The organism is Pseudomonas sp. Hz4 (genome assembly GCF_054898165.1).
In genome coordinates this window covers 718621-738657 of the sequence record NZ_CM142719.1, presented here as the reverse complement: position 1 = coordinate 738657, position 20037 = coordinate 718621, and the positions used below count along the sequence as shown (strand labels likewise).

Annotated in this window: 13 protein-coding genes; 4 read left to right on the top strand and 9 right to left on the bottom strand. The window is 59.8% G+C overall.

Going from position 1 to position 20037, the window contains the following annotated elements; translation table 11 throughout:
• Positions 1 to 10 precede the first annotated feature (10 nt).
• From ACYZTR_RS03305 to glnE, 9 genes are all read right to left on the bottom strand, one after another.
• On the bottom strand, positions 11 to 346 hold the full coding sequence (locus ACYZTR_RS03305) for a YceK/YidQ family lipoprotein (RefSeq protein ID WP_461976414.1): 336 nt from the start codon (positions 344 to 346) through the stop codon (positions 11 to 13).
• 170 nt (positions 347 to 516) lie between these two features.
• Complete coding sequence (locus ACYZTR_RS03300; protein WP_461976412.1) at positions 517 to 1968, bottom strand: lipopolysaccharide kinase InaA family protein; 1452 nt, start codon at positions 1966 to 1968, stop codon at positions 517 to 519.
• Positions 1968 to 2720, bottom strand: coding sequence for a lipopolysaccharide kinase InaA family protein (locus tag ACYZTR_RS03295; protein WP_461976410.1), 753 nt, complete (start codon positions 2718 to 2720; stop codon positions 1968 to 1970). Before ACYZTR_RS03295 ends, ACYZTR_RS03300 begins: the two co-directional genes overlap by 1 nt.
• Positions 2717 to 3451, bottom strand: coding sequence for a lipopolysaccharide kinase InaA family protein (locus ACYZTR_RS03290; protein WP_461976408.1), 735 nt, complete (start codon positions 3449 to 3451; stop codon positions 2717 to 2719). The genes ACYZTR_RS03295 and ACYZTR_RS03290 overlap by 4 nt, the downstream gene beginning before the upstream one ends.
• On the bottom strand, positions 3451 to 4257 hold the full coding sequence (rfaP, locus tag ACYZTR_RS03285) for a lipopolysaccharide core heptose(I) kinase RfaP (RefSeq protein WP_461976406.1): 807 nt from the start codon (positions 4255 to 4257) through the stop codon (positions 3451 to 3453). Before rfaP ends, ACYZTR_RS03290 begins: the two co-directional genes overlap by 1 nt.
• Positions 4257 to 5378, bottom strand: a complete 1122-nt coding sequence (locus tag ACYZTR_RS03280) for a glycosyltransferase family 4 protein (RefSeq protein WP_461976404.1) — start codon at positions 5376 to 5378, stop codon at positions 4257 to 4259. The genes rfaP and ACYZTR_RS03280 overlap by 1 nt, the downstream gene beginning before the upstream one ends.
• Entirely contained in the window at positions 5378 to 6439 is a 1062-nt protein-coding gene (waaC, locus tag ACYZTR_RS03275; RefSeq protein WP_461976402.1) for a lipopolysaccharide heptosyltransferase I, read from the bottom strand. Before waaC ends, ACYZTR_RS03280 begins: the two co-directional genes overlap by 1 nt.
• Position 6440: 1 nt before the next feature.
• A complete protein-coding gene (waaF, locus tag ACYZTR_RS03270) occupies positions 6441 to 7475 on the bottom strand; it encodes a lipopolysaccharide heptosyltransferase II (protein ID WP_461976400.1) in 1035 nt (344 codons plus the stop codon).
• A gap of 51 nt (positions 7476 to 7526) precedes the next feature.
• Complete coding sequence (gene glnE / locus ACYZTR_RS03265) at positions 7527 to 10466, bottom strand: bifunctional [glutamate--ammonia ligase]-adenylyl-L-tyrosine phosphorylase/[glutamate--ammonia-ligase] adenylyltransferase (RefSeq protein ID WP_461976398.1); 2940 nt, start codon at positions 10464 to 10466, stop codon at positions 7527 to 7529.
• Positions 10467 to 10849: 383 nt separating this feature from the next.
• Between glnE and aceE the strand changes: the two genes are divergently transcribed.
• The 4 genes from aceE (at position 10850) to ACYZTR_RS03245 (ending at position 20029) form a co-directional block, all read left to right on the top strand.
• The gene (gene aceE / locus ACYZTR_RS03260) at positions 10850 to 13495 is read left to right on the top strand and encodes a pyruvate dehydrogenase (acetyl-transferring), homodimeric type (protein ID WP_461976396.1); all 2646 of its coding nucleotides are present in this window, start codon (positions 10850 to 10852) and stop codon (positions 13493 to 13495) included.
• Positions 13496 to 13506: 11 nt separating this feature from the next.
• A complete protein-coding gene (aceF, locus tag ACYZTR_RS03255; protein ID WP_461976394.1) occupies positions 13507 to 15474 on the top strand; it encodes a dihydrolipoyllysine-residue acetyltransferase in 1968 nt (655 codons plus the stop codon).
• Between the two features lie 268 nt (positions 15475 to 15742).
• Positions 15743 to 17137 (top strand): alkaline phosphatase D family protein, encoded by a 1395-nt coding sequence (locus ACYZTR_RS03250; RefSeq protein ID WP_461976392.1) that lies wholly within the window; start codon positions 15743 to 15745, stop codon positions 17135 to 17137.
• A gap of 192 nt (positions 17138 to 17329) precedes the next feature.
• Positions 17330 to 20029, top strand: coding sequence for a putative bifunctional diguanylate cyclase/phosphodiesterase (locus ACYZTR_RS03245; RefSeq protein WP_461976390.1), 2700 nt, complete (start codon positions 17330 to 17332; stop codon positions 20027 to 20029).
• The last annotated feature ends 8 nt before the right edge of the window (positions 20030 to 20037 follow it).

Sequence of the window (20037 nt, the reverse complement as noted above, 5' to 3'; positions counted from 1 at the left end):
GCGGCATTGCTCATCCGCGGCCTGACCTCCAGTAAATACTGATATTGCCGTCGGTTGTCTGCCGGTAAATCGTGTAGGGCAATGCAACAGTGTCCAGAACACCCGACAACGTCAGATCCAGCAGAACGAACGGCACAAGAAAACCCGTGGGGTCCGGCGGCGCATTCAGCACACAGAAATCGTAAGCCAGACCGCTGTAAATACGGGGAATGGATTGACAATAAGTCTTTTGCTTCCGGAGGCCGCGGGTAGCCTCGGCATCATCCTGCAGCACCGTAACAGCGGTCCCACAGCCTGAAAGAGCCAGTGAGAACGCGCCAATCGTAACAGCCGTTTTTATCGTCAAAAATCTGCCCTCCGTGAACGTCAGGCAAACTAGCATCGCGGCTATTCAGGGCACAGTTCATGGGCTCTGTAGATCATGTAGGACAATTCATAAAAACCTGTCCCTTAATCCTGGGTAACTGTTCTGGCCCCTTCGTCGGAACGCCGCCCGGAGCAGGCTCGCGAAGGGATTCAAGCAACGCTAGAGATATCTTTGGGAAGACGCTGATCAATGACCTGATAAAGCGCACTACTCTCAGGCCAGTTACGCATGAACCGCGCCCGATCCCGCGTATAGGCCGGGGCGAAGCTGTTTACCGAGGCATGCTGACACATCGAATCCAGATCAATCAGCGCCCAGCGATCTTGTTGCCAGAACAGGTTATGCCCTTTGAAATCCCCATGACTGATCCGCTCAAGAATCAGCTCGGCAAACAAATGATCCAGCGCCAGCAATTCGGCTTCCGGCGCTTCACCGCTTTCAACGTAAGGTGCAAAGCGCTCGATGATGTCCGGCCCCGGCAAATACTCGGTCACCAGATAAGCTCGACTGCGCAACCAGAGGAAACGCGTCTCCAGCAACGCCAACGGCTTGGGCGTGGCAATGCCGAGAAATGCCAGGCGATTGCCTTCGCGCCAGGAATGCCAGGCACGGCTCGGGCGCCAAAACCGTTTTAGCCAGTGGGCAAAACCCTTGATGTTGTAACGCTTGATCACCAGCGTACGACCGGCCACCTCGACCTTGCCGACGCTCGCCGCGCCACCGGTCTTGTACAGATGACCCTGATCGAGCAACGCATCGGCCTGTTCCAGCACCGGCAGCATCGCCGCTTCTTCCTCGCGGCGAATCGCTCGTAAGCCGAACGCTCCGCGCTGGACACTGAACAGCGTGCATTCGCGGCCGACCTTGATCAGGAAGTCTTTGAGGCGCCAGCTGCGGACCTTGCTGATCTGTTTCTGCAACGCTTCCAGGGGCAAGGCATGCTCGCCATTGCTCAGCAGGTAATACACCAGCAATTCTTCGGTATACGGTTCCAGCGTCTTGGGCAACTGGGCGAAAAACACCCTGAGATTCTCCAGGACTTTTTGTCGCGACAGCGGCTGGCCAGGCGTTTCGGTACAGATCCCGGCACCGTCGATCAAATACAGCCGACCGCCCTGGCGCAGCAGGTTGTCCAGATGCAGGTCTTCCTGCCACAGGCCCTTGCGGTGCAATTGACCAATTGCACCCAGCGCATCGGCCAATACTGCCGATTGCTCATCCGCCAGCATCGGCAAGTGTTCGACCTGCCCCCAGGCATCCCCAAGGCTTTCGGCGCCTTCGAGGAAATCAAACAATAACCAACCGCCCTCGCCATCTTTCAGGCCGTCGGCCAACAGTTGCGGCGTCGTCAGCCCTTGGGCAGCGAGCAGACGCACCCCGTTCAGCTCACGCTGAAAATGCCGCGCCGCTTTGCTGCCGACCAACAATTTGGCCAGCACCGGTCGCCCACGCCAGACACCGGCACCGACATAACGCTGCCCCGGCAACACCCGCAACAGACTCAGCAACTGCAACTCGGCAGGGCCGGCGGCATCGGCCAGTGAAATGTTCAGTGGCAGGCTCGGGCTGCGGCCAACATTTTTCAGCTCTGACAAACGCATCAGCGCGTCTCCTTGTGAGTGCGCCGCGCGGTCAGTCGCGCCAGCCAGCTGTCGATCAACGAGCTGTCCCGGGATTGATCCAGATAGGCAGCCAGCAGCTCGCGCAATTGCGCTTCGTTCCACTGAGGTGCCCTACGCAGCAACGGCTCCAGGTCTTTCGCCCGGTCACGCTGACCAAACAGCAACGGCCGGGTCTTTTCCAGGTCGATCAGCTGGGCCTGATAACCGTCGCCGGTGGCCTGGAGAAAAATGTGTTTGGGGTAGAAGCAACCGTGAACCTGACGCGCGCCGTGCAGGCGCCGAGCCAGTTGACCACAGGCTTTCATAATCGCTGAATGCTGCGCCGAACTCAGGTCCGACCAGCGCCGCAACAGCGAATCCAGGTCATCCCAACCGTCCAGGGCACGGGTCAGCAGAATCGCCCGAACCTCGCCGTCGACCTTGCGCTCACCGAAGAATGCCGCTTTCAACGCTGGAATACCGAACTTTTCATAGCGACTGATATTGCGAAATTCACGGGCAAAGCTCGGCTCGCCAAAGGGCGCATGCAACGTGCGCGTCTGGTAGTTGCTCTGGCGTTTGAGGTAGTAGCCATGACCTTCCAGATCCAGCCGAAACACACTGCTCCAGCCACCGCGAACGACGTTGGGTTCGTCCACAGCGTCGAGTTGCTTGGCCCAGAGTGCGTCAAAGGTGCCGAGGCCGTGTCGCTCAAGCAGCGCACGGTCTTCAGCGGCCATAAAATCAGTCATTCGCGTCCCTCGAAAAATCTCACCACGTGCCGGATCCGTTTTTTGTCGGCGGCATTCAGCCGATCACGCTGGCGGTATTGCAGGTAAAAGCGCAGGCGCTGGGTGGCCGACAAGTGATACTTGGCGACCTTGTCCAGACACGCCAGGTCCTTGGTGATCCGGTACTTGAGCCAGAAGCCGCGCCAGAAATCACCATTGGGGCAGTCGATCAAAAACAGCCGGGGCTCATCGTCGATCAGCAGGTTGCGCCACTTCAAATCGTTATGGGTGAAACGATGGTCGTGCAGGGTCCGGGTATAACCCGCCAGCTGCCGGCTGACGTTGTCGACCCAGGCGCGGTCCGCCAGCTTCGGATCATGCCGCTCGGCCAGGGCCGACAAGTCTTCGGTATGCGGCAGCTCACGGGTGATCATCGCCCCACGATCGTAGGCCGCGCCGCGACGCTCCAGTCCCCAGGCCACCACTTCGGCAGTGGGAATGCCCCACTTGGCGAAGCGCTTGAGGTTCTGCCACTCGGCTTTCACCCGGGGCTTGCCCAGATAACGGCGCAGACCTTTGCCGGCACCCACGTAGCGTTTGACGTAATAGTTGACGCCATTGCGTTGGACGCGAATGACCTCGGATAACAGGTCGTGGGTCAGGCGCTCACCCTGAAGCGCAAACACAGCCTCAAGACTGCCGAAATCTTCCGCCAGATCGCTGTACGCCGGTTCCAGTTTCCAACCCGCCATCAGAGCGCATCCCCGTATCGCTGTTTACGCTCGTAGAGCTTGTTCGCCTTGCCTTCCAGCCAGGCAAGTAACCCGGCTTCTTCGCCCAGGATCTGGCGCAGCGGCTGCTGGAAGTAGCCCTTGAGGAAGCGCAGTTTGTCACGCCGGGTCAAGCCAATGTCCAGGGCTGAAAAGTACAGCGCTGCCAGGTCTTTGTTGCGCCAGCGCTGGGTAATCGTCGGGCGGGTATGGGCGCGGTGCAGGTCGATCACCGAGAGCTTGAAGTCGCCGGCCGTCACCGGTTTGTCGGTGTGCAGCAGAAAGTGGCAGATGTAGCAGTCGCGATGGTTGACTCCGGCGCGGTGCATCATGCCGGTCATGCGCGCGACCTCGGCGATCAGTGCACGCTTGAGTATGGGTTCGGGCGGCTGCTTGACCCAGTCGATGCTGAAGTCTTCGAGGCTGACCGTGGGCGCCAGCTCTTCGGTGACGATGAACGAATGCTGGTCTGCCGGGTTGCTGCCCTTCTCGCCGTAAGCCACGGCGGTCATGGTCGGCACGCCGACTTCTTGCAGGCGCGCAATGGCCTTCCATTCCTGGCCCGCCCCGAGCACCGGCAGCTTGGCCGTGAGCAGGTTCTTGAAGATCTCGCCCCAGCCAATGCCACGGTGGATCTTCACGAAAAAGCCATTGCCATTGACTTCGGTCCGCAGGGTACGGCGCGCTTCAAGTTCGCGGTATACCTCGCCCTGAAGACCCTCGACTTCGGCGAACGGGTCGCGTCCGGCCCAAAGGCTCTTGAACGGTTCAGCCAGCATCAACTTCATTAAGCGTGCTCCGCCAGAATCACATCGGCCGCGTGCTGCGGCATGCTATAGAGGTCGGCCGTCTCGGCGAAGGCCAGACCGTTGCGGCTCCAGGCCGCCCGTGCTTGAGCGTCGTTCAACATGCCGGTCAGGTACTGAGCCAGTTGCGCCTGATCGAAAGGTTCGTCCAGCACCAGACCGGCGTCGGCGTCGGCGATGTAATGGGCGTAACCACAGACCGCGCTCACCAGTGCCGGCAGACCGGCCACCAGGGCTTCAAGCAACACGGTCCCGGTGTTTTCGTTGTACGCCGGGTGAATCAACAGATCGGCGCCGAGCAGAAAACGCGGGATGTCGCTGCGCCCCTTGAGGAACGTCACGTTATCGCCGAGCCCCAATGTGGCGCTCTGCATCTGGAATAATTTGGGGTCGTCCTGGCCAATTACAAACAGCCGGGTGCGTTTCTTCAAATCGGCGGGCAAAGCGGCCAGCGCCTTGAGGCTGCGATCCACACCCTTGGTCTTGAACCCTGAGCCAATTTGCACCAGCAGCAGGTCATCGTCTTTCAGGTTGAATTCACGACGAAACTCAGCACGGATCTCGGCGGCATTGGCCGGCGCGCGACGGTCTTGAGAAATACCGGGCGGCAGCAAATGGAAGCGCGCAAGCGGCGTGCCGTAATGCTTGATGAACAGCGGCTGCTGGACTTCGGAAATCATCAGCACTTCGGTCTTGGCATCCTTGGCGAACACGGCGCGCTCGTACTCCGCGAAGTGCCGGTAGCGACCCCAGCGACGGTACAGCGAGTTACGCAGGTTTTGCGCCTTGTCTTCGAAGCAACCGTCGGCGGCGTAGTAGACATCCAGACCCGGCATTTTGTTGAAGCCGATCAAACGATCCACCGGACGCTTGGCCAGATCAGCCTCCATCCATTCGCTGAGCTTCTCATTGCGCCGATGATTGAAGAACGCTTTGACCGGCGCCACCAACACTTCGAAGCCGGGTGGAATGTCGCCTTCCCAGATCAGCGTGTAGACCCGAATCTGGTGGCCGCGCTGCTGGCACTCAAGGGCAATGCGCATGAAATCGCGCTGCAAGCCGCCAAAGGGAAAGTACTTGTACAGGACAAATGCCAATTGCATCAGCGCAGCTCCTCAGCCAGTAACAACGTGCTCAGTCGGGTCGCGACACGCTCGGGATTCAGACGCGTGAAGCACAGGGGCCACTCGCGTTTAAGGTCAAACTGACGGGCATCTTGGGCCGTCGGCTGATAGGTGCATTTCTTTTGCAGGCACGGCGCGCAAGGGAAGTCGCTGGCCATGTGAATCTGCGATTTGCCGTATGCGCCAGTCAGGCCCGGGTTGGTCGGGCCAAACAGCGACAGCGTCGGTACGTCGAGCGCGGCGGCCAGATGACCGAGACCGGTGTCCACCGCCACGCAGGCTTGCGCGCCGGCCAGCACCTTGCCGACACCGGCCAGGTTCAGCCTGGGCAGCACTTCGACGTGTTTCATGTCTTTGGCGATGCGTTCGGCCCGGGCTTTCTCGAGGGGGTTGCCCCACGCAAGCTTTACCCCGACACCGAGATAGCCGACGCGCTCGGCCAACTCGCGCCAGTAGGCTTCAGGCCAGTGTTTGGTGTCCCACGTAGTGCCGTGCAGGAACACCACGTAAGCATTCTTGCGCGGCAATTCCACCAGTCGTTCGACATTCAGGCCGTAATCGCCCAAGCCTTTGGGCAGGTCGTACCCCAACGCCACGGCGAACAGCTGACGCACCCGCTCCACCGCGTGCTGCCCACGGGCCACGGCCAGACGCCGGGAATAAAAGCGTGCGGCAATCGGCTCACGGGCCGAGTTTTTATCCAGCCCGGCCACCGGGGCTTTGGCATATCGGGTCAGCAACGCACTTTTCAGCAGGCCCTGGGCATCGATCACCAAATCATATTTGTTGGCGCGAACGTTTTGCTTGAAGCGCTTCCACTCGCCACTCTTGATGGTCTGCCAGATGTTTTTGCGCCAGCGACGGATCGCCACGGGAATCACCTTGCCCACGGCCGGGTGCCAGGTCGGGATTTCGGCGAAGCCTTCTTCCACCACCCAGTCGAACGTGATGCCGGGGATCGCCCGCGCCGCGTCGGTCAACGCTGGCAACGCGTGAATCACGTCGCCCAGCGAAGAAGTCTTGATCAGCAGTACCCGCAAACTATTTGACCTCGACCACAGTGCCCTGCAAACGCTGCAAGGCTTCGTTCACCGCTTGCGGCATGAGCTGGCGCAGGCAGTTGTAATGACCGAAGCGGCACGTGCGATCGAAGCACGGACTGCATTCGATGCCCAGGCGCACAATCTCGACGTGCTCGGCCAGTGGCGGCGTGAAACCCGGCGACGTCGAGCCGTAGACCGCCACCAGTGGGCGATTCAGCGCGGCGGCGACGTGCATCAGGCCGGAGTCGTTGGACACCACCGAGTCGGCGCAGGACATCAGATCGATGGCTTCGGCCAGGGAGGTGCCGCCGCTGAGGTTCACGGACTCCTCACGCAGACCGGGAATCAGCCGCGAACGGATGTCTTCACCGACCGCGTGATCGTTTTTCGAACCGAACAGCCAGACTTGCCAGCCTTCGCGGATCTTCGCTTCGGCCACTTTGGCGTAGTGCTCGGACGGCCAGCGCTTGGACTCGCCAAACTCGGCACCGGGGCACAGTGCCAACACCGGGCGGTCGAGGGCCAGGCCAAACTTGGCCATCGCCGCCTCGCGAGTGACCGGGTCGATCTGCAGGCTCGGCCGTGGATAAGGTGTCGGCAGTTCGGCACCGGGCTCGTAAGCCAAGGCCATGAAGCGCTCGATCATTAGCGGATAACGTTCTTTATCCAGCGTGCGCACGTCATTGAGCAAGCCGTAGCGAAATTCGCCACGCCAGCCGGTGCGTTTCGGGATGCCGGCGAAGAACGGCACCAAGGCCGATTTCAGGGAATTGGGCAGCAGGATCGCCTGGTCGTACTGGCCGGCCAGGGATTTGCCGATACGCCGACGCGTCGCCAGCTCCAAAGCACCGTGACCGAGCGGAAAGCTCAAGGCCTGGCGGACTTCGGGCATGCGCTCAAGAATCGGCCGGCTCCACTCGGGGGCCAGCACGTCGATTTCGCATTGCGGGTGGCGCTGCTTGAGACACTGAAACAGTGTCTGCGCCATCACCATGTCACCGACCCAACTGGGCCCAACGATCAGAATTTTCATGTGGTTTCCAAAAACGAGCCGGGGAGGCTTTATGCCTCCCCGTCTCGAGAATCAGCTTAGCCCCAGCTCGCGCCAGATCTGCATTACTTGCCGCCGTTCGTCCACGAACTGGTCGCCCGGTATCACTCCGGCATCCTTCTGCAAGGCCTGCCGGTGAGCGGCGGAGCGGTAGGTTTTATAGGCCTCGCGCAGCAGGCTGGCGTCTTCGGCGGGCATCAGCCCTTCCTCCTCCAACCCTTCCAGAATGCGGATATTGTCCGTCCAGCGTAGTAATGACGGGTGCTTTTCGGACCACGCCAGGGCCGCGTATTGCACCATAAATTCAATATCGACGATACCTCCGGCATCCTGCTTGAGATCGAACGGCGCCGTGGCCTCGAAGGCATTTGCCGCGGTGCCGGCCGCGGTGCTCTTGCTGCCAAGGTTATCGCGCATTTTGGCGCGCATCTCGCTGACCTCCTGGCGCAAGGTCGCAAGGTCGCGCGACTTGCCCAATACCGCCGCACGGACTTTCTCGAATGCCTGGCCGACGTCCGCACTGCCCACCAGCACCCGCGCCCGCACCAGCGCCTGATGTTCCCAGGTCCAGGCTTCGTTTTCCTGATACCGGGCAAACGCACCGAGCGAACTCACCAGCAACCCCGACGCACCGGACGGCCGCAGGCGCATGTCCACTTCATACAGCTGACCGGAGTTGGTTTGCGCCGTCAGCAAGTGAATGATCCGCTGCCCCAGCCGGGTGAAGAATTGCGCGCCGTCGATAGGCTTCGGGCCGTCGGTTTCTGCCTGCGGATCGCCATCGTGGATGAACACCAGGTCCAGGTCCGAACCATGCCCCAGTTCCAGACCGCCGACTTTCCCGTAACCGACAATGATGAAGCCGGGATCGCACAAAGTGCCGTCGGTACGCAGCGGCGTGCCATATTTGGTCACGGTCTGGCGCCAGGCCAGGGCCAGCACTTGTTCGAGAATCGCTTCGGCCAGCCAGGTCAGGTAATCACTGACTTTCATCAACGGCAGGCTGCCGGCGATTTCCGAAGCGGCGACCCGCAAACGGTGTGCCAGCTTGAAATGCCGCAGGGCTTCCATCTGTTGTTCGAGGTCGTCTTCCGGAATCCGCGTCAAACGCTCGCGCAACTCGGCGGCCAGTTCCGGTGCCAGCGGCGGCTTGAACAGCCGACCTTCATTCAGCAATTCGTCGAGCAGCAACGGGAAGCGGGTGATCTGTTCGGCGATCCACGGGCTCGCGGCGCACAGGGTCAACAAGCGTCGCAGCGCGCCGGGGTTCTCGGTCAGCAACACCAGATACGCAGAACGGCGGGCCACGGCTTCCACCAGTGGCAGCACCCGCTCCAACACCAGATCCGGATTGGCGTGCTCCACAGCCTGAGCCAGCAAACGTGGAATAAAGGCATCGAGGCGTTCACGCCCCAGACGCTGCATGGCCCGCAACTGTGGACTGCCGCGCAAGCCCGCCAAGGCTTTCAGCGCCTTGCTGGCATCGGCGAAACCGCCCTCCTCCAACTGGCGGCAAGCAGCCTCTTCATCCTGAGCCTCTTCCCACAGCGGCAGCCATTCACCGCCGACGACCACTTCGCTCTCGGTGCCTTGCTCTTCATCAGGATCGGCGATCACTTGGCCGAAGTGCCACGCCACACGGCCGCGCCAATACATGAGCTGTTCGTGGAAAGCGGTCCAATCGGCGAAACCCATCATAAAGGCAATGCGCGCCTGATCCTGCGCACCGTCCGGCAGCATCTGGGTCTGACGGTCGGCAACCGCCTGGATCGCATGTTCGGTGTAACGCAGGAATTCGTAACCTTCGCGCAACTCGCTGATCACCGCCGGCGGCAGATAGCCCTGACCTTCCAGCGTGCTCAGTACTTTTAATAGAGGACGTTGCTGCAGGCTCAGGTCGCGACCGCCGTGAATCAACTGAAACGCCTGGGCGATAAACTCGACTTCACGAATGCCACCGGAGCCGAGCTTGATGTTGTCGGCCATGCCCTTGCGCCGGACTTCCTGCTGAATCAGCTGCTTCATGGTGCGCAGCGCTTCGATCGCCGAGAAGTCGAGGTAACGCCGGTAGACGAACGGCCGCAGCAAGTCTTGCAATTGCGCGCCGGCCACTTGATCGCCGGCCACCACCCGCGACTTGATCATCGCGTAGCGCTCCCAGTCGCGCCCCTGATCCTGGTAATACTGCTCCAGCGCGTTGAAGCTCAACACCAATGCGCCGGCCGAACCGTAAGGCCGCAGGCGCATGTCGACGCGAAATACAAAACCGTCGACGGTCATCGGGTCCAACGCCTTGATCAGGCGCTGACCCAGACGAATGAAAAATTCCTGGTTATCCAGCGAGCGCTTCACGCCAACGGTTTCGCCGCCCTCGGGATAGGCGAAGATCAGGTCGATGTCCGACGACAGGTTGAGCTCCACTGCGCCGAGCTTGCCCATGCCGAGGATGACCATTTGCTGCGGCTCGCCGCTGCGCCGACCGGTCGGCACGCCGAACTGCTGGCAGTGCCGCGAGTACAACCACTGATAGGCCTGATCGATGCTGGCATCGGCCATGTCCGAGAGGTCGCGACAGGTCTGGATCAAATCGCACTGACGAGTCAGGTCGCGCCAAATGATCCGCACTTGATGGCGAGTACGTTGACGACGAAGGGCGCGACCCAGCCCATCGTCGGTTTGCGCTGCATTCGCCGCCGTCGCAATCTGTGCGCACAGCTCGCCGGGAGCAAAACTTCGATCCAGCTCACCGGACTGCACCAGCTCCAGCAACATCAACGGATCACGCACGCTCTGCTCGATCACGAAATCGCTGGCAGCGGTGACACGGGCGAATTGCGCCCAGCGATCAGGCGTCCAGCCAGACAGACCATGGTCGTCGTCCAACTCGGCGACGGCCGTACGGAACGACTGCTCGGCGCGGGTGACCAACGGCAGGAGGATGCCGGGCAGTTCGGTAAGCGAAGGGAGGCTCATGGTCTATCCTTGATCGGCGTGTACAAGGCTGCATGTAGTGATTCGCCAGAATGCACTACGTGATCGACTGTCGAACAAAGGTTAGAAATAGCTGAAATTTCTTTATTTTTGGCAGACAGCATCAAGCTTTCACCTTTTCTGGTTGGCTAAAGACCAACCTTAACGATTATTCTCACAACGCAGCTGGAGGCCACAAGCCGCTCATCTGTAGTTTTACTACTCGTATATACATTCGAAAGGCTGAAATGCCCGAAGATTTGTAGTAAAACTACACGCCGCCGGAACAACCTCTCGGCAATCCAAGAATTTATATCGTCTGCCCACAAGGCCAGTCGCAAACTCAGGCAACCGATTCTGGAAGCCTTTCCGCCCTGGAGCAAGCCATGCAAGACCTCGATCCCGTCGAAACCCAGGAATGGCTGGACGCCCTGGAATCGGTTCTCGACAAAGAAGGCGAAGACCGCGCTCACTATCTGATGACCCGTATGGGTGAACTCGCAACCCGCAGCGGTTCGCAATTGCCTTACGCCATCACCACGCCTTACCGCAACACGATCCCCGTTACCCACGAAGCACGCATGCCTGGCGACCTGTTCATGGAACGCCGCATTCGCTCGTTGGTACGCTGGAACGCGATGGCTATGGTGATGCGTACGAACCTGAAAGATTCTGACCTGGGCGGTCACATCTCCAGCTTCGCCTCCAGCGCCACGCTGTACGACATCGGCTTCAACTATTTCTTCCAGGCCCCGACCGACGAACACGGCGGCGACCTGATCTACTTCCAGGGTCACACCTCGCCAGGCGTTTACGCCCGTGCGTTCATGGAAGGCCGTATCACCGAAGACCAGATGAACAACTTCCGCCAGGAAGTCGACGGCCAGGGCTTGTCGTCCTATCCGCACCCGTGGCTGATGCCCGATTTCTGGCAGTTCCCGACCGTATCCATGGGTCTGGGCCCGATCCAGGCGATCTACCAGGCACGCTTCATGAAGTACCTGGAAGCCCGTGGCTTCATCCCTGAAGGCAAGCAAAAAGTCTGGTGTTTCCTGGGCGACGGCGAGTGCGACGAGCCGGAATCCCTGGGCGCCATCTCGTTGGCTGGCCGCGAGAAGCTCGACAACCTGATCTTCGTTATTAACTGCAACCTGCAGCGCCTTGATGGCCCGGTTCGCGGCAACGGCAAGATCATCCAGGAACTCGAAGGCGTGTTCCGCGGTGCTCAGTGGAACGTGACCAAAGTCATCTGGGGCCGTTTCTGGGACCCACTGCTGGCCAAAGACGTCGACGGTATCCTGCAACGCCGCATGGACGAAGTCATCGACGGCGAGTACCAGAACTACAAAGCCAAAGACGGCGCGTTCGTACGTGAACACTTCTTCAACTCGCCAGAACTCAAGGCGATGGTTGCAGACTTGTCCGACGACGAGATCTGGAAACTCAACCGTGGCGGTCACGACCCGTACAAGGTCTACGCGGCGTACCACGAAGCGGTCAACCACAAAGAACAACCCACCGTCATTCTGGCCAAGACCATCAAAGGTTATGGCACCGGTGCCGGCGAAGCGAAGAACACGGCGCACAACACCAAGAAAGTTGATGTTGAAAGCCTGAAGCTGTTCCGCGATCGTTTCGACATTCCGGTTAAAGACTCCGAGCTGGAAAACCTGCCGTTCTTCAAACCCGAAGAAGGCAGCGCCGAAGCCCGTTACCTGAGCGAACGTCGCACCGCACTGGGCGGTTTCGTGCCACAGCGTCGCGCCAAAAGCTTCGACATTCCGACCCCGTCACTGGACACCCTCAAGGCCATTCTTGATGGCTCGGGTGACCGCGAAATTTCCACCACCATGGCGTTCGTGCGGATTCTCGCGCAACTGGTCAAGGACAAGGAAATCGGCCAACGCATCGTCCCGATCATCCCGGACGAAGCCCGTACCTTTGGTATGGAAGGCATGTTCCGTCAGTTGGGCATCTACTCGTCCGTCGGCCAGCTCTACGAGCCAGTCGATAAAGACCAGGTGATGTTCTACCGCGAAGACAAGAAGGGCCAGATTCTCGAAGAAGGCATCAACGAAGCGGGCGCGATGAGCTCCTTCATCGCTGCCGGTACTTCGTACTCAAGCCACAACCAGCCAATGCTGCCGTTCTACATCTTCTACTCGATGTTCGGCTTCCAGCGCATCGGCGACCTCGCCTGGGCCGCTGGCGACAGCCGTACCCGTGGCTTCCTGATCGGCGGCACCGCCGGCCGGACCACGCTGAACGGCGAAGGCCTGCAACACGAAGACGGTCACAGCCACATCCTGGCTGGCACCATTCCGAACTGCCGCACCTTTGATCCAACCTACGGCTACGAGCTGGCGGTGATCATTCAGGACGGCATGAAGAAGATGACTGAAGAGCAGCAGGACGTTTTCTACTACATCACCGTGATGAACGAGTCCTACCAGCAGCCAGCCATGCCGGCCGGTGTCGAGGAAGGCATCATCAAGGGCATGTACCTGCTCGAGGAAGACACCCGCGAAGCGGCGCATCACGTTCAACTGATGGGCTCCGGCACCATCCTGCGTGAAGTGCGCGAAGCGGCGAAGATCCTGCGTGAACAGTTCAACGTCGGCGCTGATGTCTGGAGCGTAACCAGCTTCAACGAACTGCGTCGCGACGGCCTGGCCGTAGAGCGCAGCAACCGTCTGCACCCGGGCCAGAAGCCTAAATTGAGTTATGTCGAAGAGTGCCTGAACGGCCGTCAGGGTCCGGTCATCGCCTCTACCGACTACATGAAGCTGTTCGCTGAGCAAATTCGTCAGTGGGTCCCGTCCAAGGAGTTCAAAGTCCTGGGCACCGACGGTTTCGGCCGCAGTGACAGCCGCAAGAAGCTGCGTCACTTCTTCGAAGTCGACCGTCATTTCGTGGTGTTGGCAGCCCTGGAAGCCTTGGCTGACCGTGGTGATATCGAACCTAAGGTGGTGTCTGAAGCCATCGCCAAGTTCGGGATCAACCCGGAAAAACGCAACCCACTGGACTGCTGAGGAGACACTCTGTGAGCGAACTCATTCGCGTACCTGACATCGGCAGCGGTGAAGGTGAAGTAATCGAACTATTTGTGAAGGTCGGCGACCGTATCGAAGCCGACCAGAGCATTCTGACGCTTGAGTCGGACAAGGCGAGCATGGAAATCCCTGCTCCCAAGGCCGGCATCGTCAAAAGCATTAAAGTGAAGCTGGGCGATCGCCTGAAAGAAGGCGACGAATTGCTCGAACTGGACGTCGAAGGTGCCGCTGCCCCGGCCTCTGCACCGCCCCCTGCGGCTGCCGCTGCGCAGGCGCCAAAAGCTGAAGCAAAACCGGCTGCTGCCCCGGCGCCGGCTGCTCCTGCTGCCGCGCCTGCTGCTGCAACCACTCAACAAGTGCACGTGCCGGACATCGGTTCGTCGGGCAAGGCCCAGATCATCGAGATCCAGGTCAAGGTCGGCGACACCGTCGAGGCTGATCAGTCGCTGATCACCCTGGAATCCGACAAGGCCAGCATGGAAATCCCTTCGCCCGCCGCTGGCGTGGTCGAAAGCATCAGCGTCAAGCTCAACGACGAAGTCGGTACCGGCGACCTGATTCTGGCGCTGAAAGTGGCAGGTGCCGCGGCACCGGCTGCGGCCGCACCCGCTCAGGCGGCTGCTCCGGCCGCCGCTGCTCCAGCGCCAGCCGCTGCGGCACCGGCAGCACCGGTCGCTGACAGCGTTCAGGACATCCACGTCCCGGACATCGGCTCGGCCGGCAAGGCCAAGATCATCGAAGTGCTGGTCAAGGCCGGCGACACCGTTGAAGCCGACCAGTCGCTGATTACCCTGGAATCCGACAAGGCGAGCATGGAAATTCCATCGCCTGCCGCTGGCGTGGTGGAAAGCGTTTCCATCAAGCTGGATGACGAAGTCGGTACTGGCGACCTGATCCTGAAGTTGAAAGTCAAAGGCGTCGCGCCTGCTGCAGCCCCGGCACCGGCCGCCGCTCCTGCGCCAGCTGCCAAGGCTGAAGCTGCTCCTGCAGCCGCTGCCCCGGCACCGGCCGCACCGGCTGCTGCACCCGCCAAACCGGGCGCCAAAGTTCACGCAGGTCCTGCGGTGCGCCAACTGGCTCGTGAGTTCGGCGTCGAGCTGAGCGCGGTCAGCTCAAGCGGCCCGCACGGTCGTGTGCTGAAAGAAGACGTGCAGGTTTACGTCAAAGCCATGATGCAGAAGGCCAAGGAAGCACCGGCCGCTGGCGGCGCAACCGGCGGCGCGGGCATCCCGCCGATTCCGGTCGTGGACTTCAGCCGCTTCGGTGAAACCGAAGAAGTGCCGATGACCCGCCTGATGCAAATCGGCGCGTCGAGCCTGCATCGCAGCTGGCTGAACATTCCACACGTGACTCAGTTCGATTCGGCTGATATCACCGATCTGGAAGCGTTCCGTATCGCTCAGAAAGCCGTTGCAGAGAAGGCTGGCGTCAAGCTGACCATCCTGCCGCTGTTGCTCAAGTCGTGCGCGCACCTGCTCAAGGAACTGCCGGACTTCAACAGTTCGCTGGCACCGAGCGGCAAAGCGATCATCCGCAAGAAGTACGTGAACATCGGCTTCGCGGTCGACACCCCTGAAGGCCTGCTGGTACCGGTCATCAAGAACGTCGACCAGAAGAGCCTGTTGCAACTGGCAGCCGAAGCCGCCGTACTGGCCGCCAAAGCCCGCGACAAAAAGCTCACCGCTGACGACATGCAAGGCGCCTGCTTCACCATTTCCAGCCTCGGCCACATTGGCGGCACCGGCTTCACGCCGATCGTCAACGCGCCGGAAGTGGCGATCCTCGGTGTTTCCAAGGCAACCATCCAGCCAGTCTGGGACGGCAAAGCCTTCCAGCCGAAACTGATGCTGCCACTGTCGCTGTCCTACGATCACCGTGTGATCAACGGCGCCGCTGCTGCACGCTTCACCAAGCGTCTGAGCGACCTGCTGGCGGACATCCGCACCATCCTGCTGTAACACCGGCCGGCCCTCCTTCACCAGAGGGCCTGTTGCGTTCCACGTTTCCGAGCGCCACGCTCGTACCTCAACCCCGCCAGTTTGGCGGGGCTTTTTTTGCCTGGAAGAAAGTTTCTTCCTACATTCGTGGCTGACGTCGCCCACAACTAAAGTCCACTTTCACCCGATATTTTTTGCGCACCAGTCACTAGGCTTAGTCCAACTGATTATTGATTAAACATCATCAGTCTTACTTGCTTAGCTAGCATTACTTCGAATGGATTCGAACATGTTCAAACCGACTGTCGGCCCAATTATTGGCCATACCACAACTAATCACACACGCATCTTCTTGCGCGGCGAACAACAAAACAACGCACCGGTATTTGCAGGCGTTCGTTATCGCCAACCTGGGGAAGAACGCTGGTCCCAAGGTGTATTTGCAAAGTTGACGATCGTGCGCGACATGTCCGATGTCATTGCACTCAACGATCTGGTCACCGATACCGAGTACGAATACCAGGCGGGATGGTTCAGCCCCATGAGCCCGGTGCATACCGTGGAAACGGTTCAGGAGTTGCCGCTGCAATGGCCGCGGGAAATCTACCGGTTTCGCACGCAGTCCAGCAAAGGCACGATTCCACGGGCCTATATCGTCGGTTCATGTCGTTACCTGCGAATGACCGCTGGCATCCCGTCTGCACCGCATCTGGGGGATCGAATCTTCGCCTCGATCACGAAACTGGCGCAGCAGGCTGAACCACCTATCAGCGCGATGTTGATGACCGGCGATCAAATCTATGTCGATGACCTGAACGTTATTGCTCCTGACCGGGAATACAAGGAAATACTCAGTAAGTACCGCTCAGCTTTTTCACAACCTAACATTACTAAGTTGATGTCTGGCGTGCCGACTTACATGATCCTCGACGACCATGAAATTGAAGACAATTGGCCTGCCAACAAAAGTAAAGCCGATGCCTACTTATATAAGAACGCTATGGCGGCATACGAGTTATATCAAGCCAGCCACAGCCCGGCCCATGAACTTCTAGCCAACGGACAAATAAGCAGAAAACTGGAACAGTATGGGTATCAGTTCGCTGAAGGCGATATCGAATGGTTTGTCACCGACAGCCGAACCCGCCGCAACCTGTCGGCCGATGATCGACGCATTCTCGACAGAGAGCAGGAACAGGCTTTGTGCAAATGGCTGATCCACAGCCCGGCCAGGGTCAAATTCGTGGTCACCAGTGTGATGTTCTATCCCGACCGCAAAGCTCAGGGCGACGACGCCTGGAAAGCCTTCCCGGAACAACGACTACGGCTGCTGGAGACGATTCGTACACACCGCATCAAGAACGTCTGCTTCATTTCTGGCGATGTCCACGGCTCCCTGACCAGTCGCCTGACCCACAGCGAGGATCCGGACTTCGAAGTGCACACCATCGTGTCGTCACCGCTGTGCAACAGCAAACTGCTGCCGTATGCCAAGGCATCCACTTTCATTCTCGATCAGCCACTGGCACAAACGGTCGCGGGCGACTATCGGCATGAACTGACTAGCAAGGTGGTCAGCGAGGACAACTTTGCCCATCTGGTTGTTGATCAGGAGAAGGTTCAGGTCAACTATCACGACCGGGACAGCAAGCTTTTAGAATCGGCCAGTATCATGTTGCGCTAAGCCCATGAAGGCCAAATGCATAAGTTTCCGCCTCTTACTGAAGAAATCTTCGTCACGGCCGACATATTCTTATAGCACTTGGCCTTCATGTCTCTTGTCAGTCAGTGTCGCAATGATGCAACCTTGCCGCAGGCAACAGTAAAGAGGGCGAGAGCCCGGCGCGATCAGCACATTCGAAGCGAGTTTCCCTCAATGAAAAGCCAACCCGATGCCGCCAGCCGTATGGTGGCCGAGGTAGTGACGCAGTTGCCTGTGCCTTCGCGGCTCGGCATGCTGCGTTTCGAACGGCTGAATGAACCAAGCTGGGCACTGCTGTTTCTCGATCCCAGTTGCGAACGACAGTTTGGCCTGCCGGCGGTGGACCTCTGTGCTCTGGTCGACTCACCTTACGCCAGCCTGATGGAACCTGAAGCGCGCTATCAGCTGCATGACGCGGTCCAGCAGCAGCTCACCGAAAGTCCGAATTACCAGATCCGCTACACCTTGCACACCGCCGCAGGCTCCTTGAACCTGCTGGAATTGGGCGAAGCCTACAAGCAACACAATCGACACCTGCTGCGCGGCTACCTGCTGGTGGTCGACGGCCCGCATGAGGGTGAGCACCTGCTGCCGGCGCTGGACCTGGACCTGGAAACCCAGAACTCTCGCCTGCAAATCGCCCTGGAGCTCAATCAACTCGCTCAGCAGGAACAGCTCCTGCACCTGGACCGGGTGCGCGCCCAGCAAGATTTGATCCTGCTGCTGACCCGTCAGCGCTACCGCAGCAACAACTCCCTGCAAGAAGCCGCCGAGCTGATCACGCGCAGTGCCTGTGACATTTACGAAATCGACTGCGCCAGCCTGTGGAACCTCGAAGGTTCGCTGCTCGTGCCGATCTCGGCCTATCACCGCGCCAGCCAGAAATACCAACTGCCGGAGCCGATCGATGTCAGTCACTTCCCTGATTACCTTGACGCCCTGCACACCGGCCGCGCCATCGACGCTCATAACGCCATGCGCGATCCACGCACCCGGGAAATGGCCGAAAGCCTGCGCCCGCGCGATGTGAATGCGATGCTCGACGCCAGCATCCGCGTCGACGGCCAAGTGGTCGGCGTACTCTGCCTGGAGCAGATCGGTGCGACCCGCGCCTGGCAATCGGACGAAATTGCTTTCGCCGGCGAACTGGCGGATCAGTTCGCTCAGGTCATCAACAACCATAACCGCCGCACCGCCACCAGCGCCCTGCACCTGTTCCAGCGTGCGGTAGAGCAAAGCGCCAACGCCTTTTTGCTGGTCAATTGCGATGGCGTGGTGGAATACGTCAACCCGAGCTTCACGGCAATCACCCAGTACACCACCGAAGAAGTCCACGGCCAGCGGCTGTCGGAACTGCCGGCGCTGGAAAACCTCAGCGAACTGTTGTTCGACGCGCCCTCGGCGCTGGTCAAGAGCAACAGCTGGCAAGGCGAGTTCAAAAGTCGCCGCAAAAACCTCGAACCCTACTGGGGCCAGTTGTCAATTTCCAAGGTCTACGGCGACAACCGTGAACTGACCCATTACATCGGCATCTACGAAGACATCACCCAGACCAAGCTCGCTCAGCAGCGCATCGAGCGTCTGGCTTACACCGATAACCTGACCAACCTCGGCAACCGTCCGTCGTTTATCCGCAACCTCGATGAACGCTTCGCCCGAGACAGCGATACCCCCATCAGCCTGCTGCTGGTGGACATCGACAACTTCAAGCGGATCAACGACAGCCTCGGCCACCAGACCGGCGACAAGCTGCTGATCAGCCTGGCCCGACGCCTGCGCAACAGCCTGAGCCCGAGTGGCAGCCTGGCGCGGTTCGCCAGTAACGAATTCGCCGTGCTGCTGGACAACACCGACCTGCGTGCGGGCCAACAGATGGCCAGTGAATTGCTGATGACCCTCGACAAACCGATGTTCGTCGACAATCAGTTGATCAGCGTCACCGGCTCAGTGGGCCTGGCCTGCGCGCCGTTGCATGGCCGCGACCCGCAAACCCTGATGCGCAACGCCGGCCTGGCGCTGCACAAGGCCAAGGCCAACGGTAAACACCAAGTTCAGGTGTTCACCGAAGCGCTGAATGCCGAGGCCAGTTACAAGCTGTTCGTCGAGAACAACCTGCGCCGCGCCCTGACCCAGAACGAGCTGGACGTTTTCTATCAGCCCAAGCTCTGCCTGCGCAGCGGTCGCCTGCTGGGGATGGAAGCCTTGCTGCGCTGGAACCATCCGGAAAAAGGCATGATCCGCCCGGACCAGTTCATCAGCGTCGCCGAAGAAACCGGGCTGATCATTCCCATCGGTAAATGGATCGCCCGCCAGGCCTGCCGCATGAGCAAAGACCTGACGGCCGCTGGCCTGGGCAATCTTCAGGTGGCAATCAACCTCTCGCCCAAGCAGTTCTCCGATCCGGACCTGGTGTCGTCCATCGCCAATATCCTCAAAGAGGAAGCGCTGCCGGCAAACCTGCTGGAACTCGAACTCACCGAAGGCCTGCTGCTGGAAGCCACCGAAGACACCCACTTGCAGCTCGATCAACTCAAGCGTCTGGGCCTGACCCTGGCCATGGATGACTTCGGCACCGGTTACTCGTCGCTGAGTTACTTGAAAAAATTCCCGATCGACATCATTAAGATTGATCGAAGCTTCATCCACGAAATCCCGGACAACCAGGACGACATGGAAATCACCTCCGCGGTGATCGCCATGGCCCACAACCTGAAACTCAAGGTCGTGGCTGAAGGCATCGAGACTGCCGAGCAGTTGGCTTTCCTGCGCCGTCACCGCTGCGACGTTGGCCAGGGCTACCTGTTCGATCGACCGATCCCCGGCGTAGAGCTGATCGAAAAGCTCAAACGCTATCCGCGTGGCCCGATCGCCTGACAGCGGCG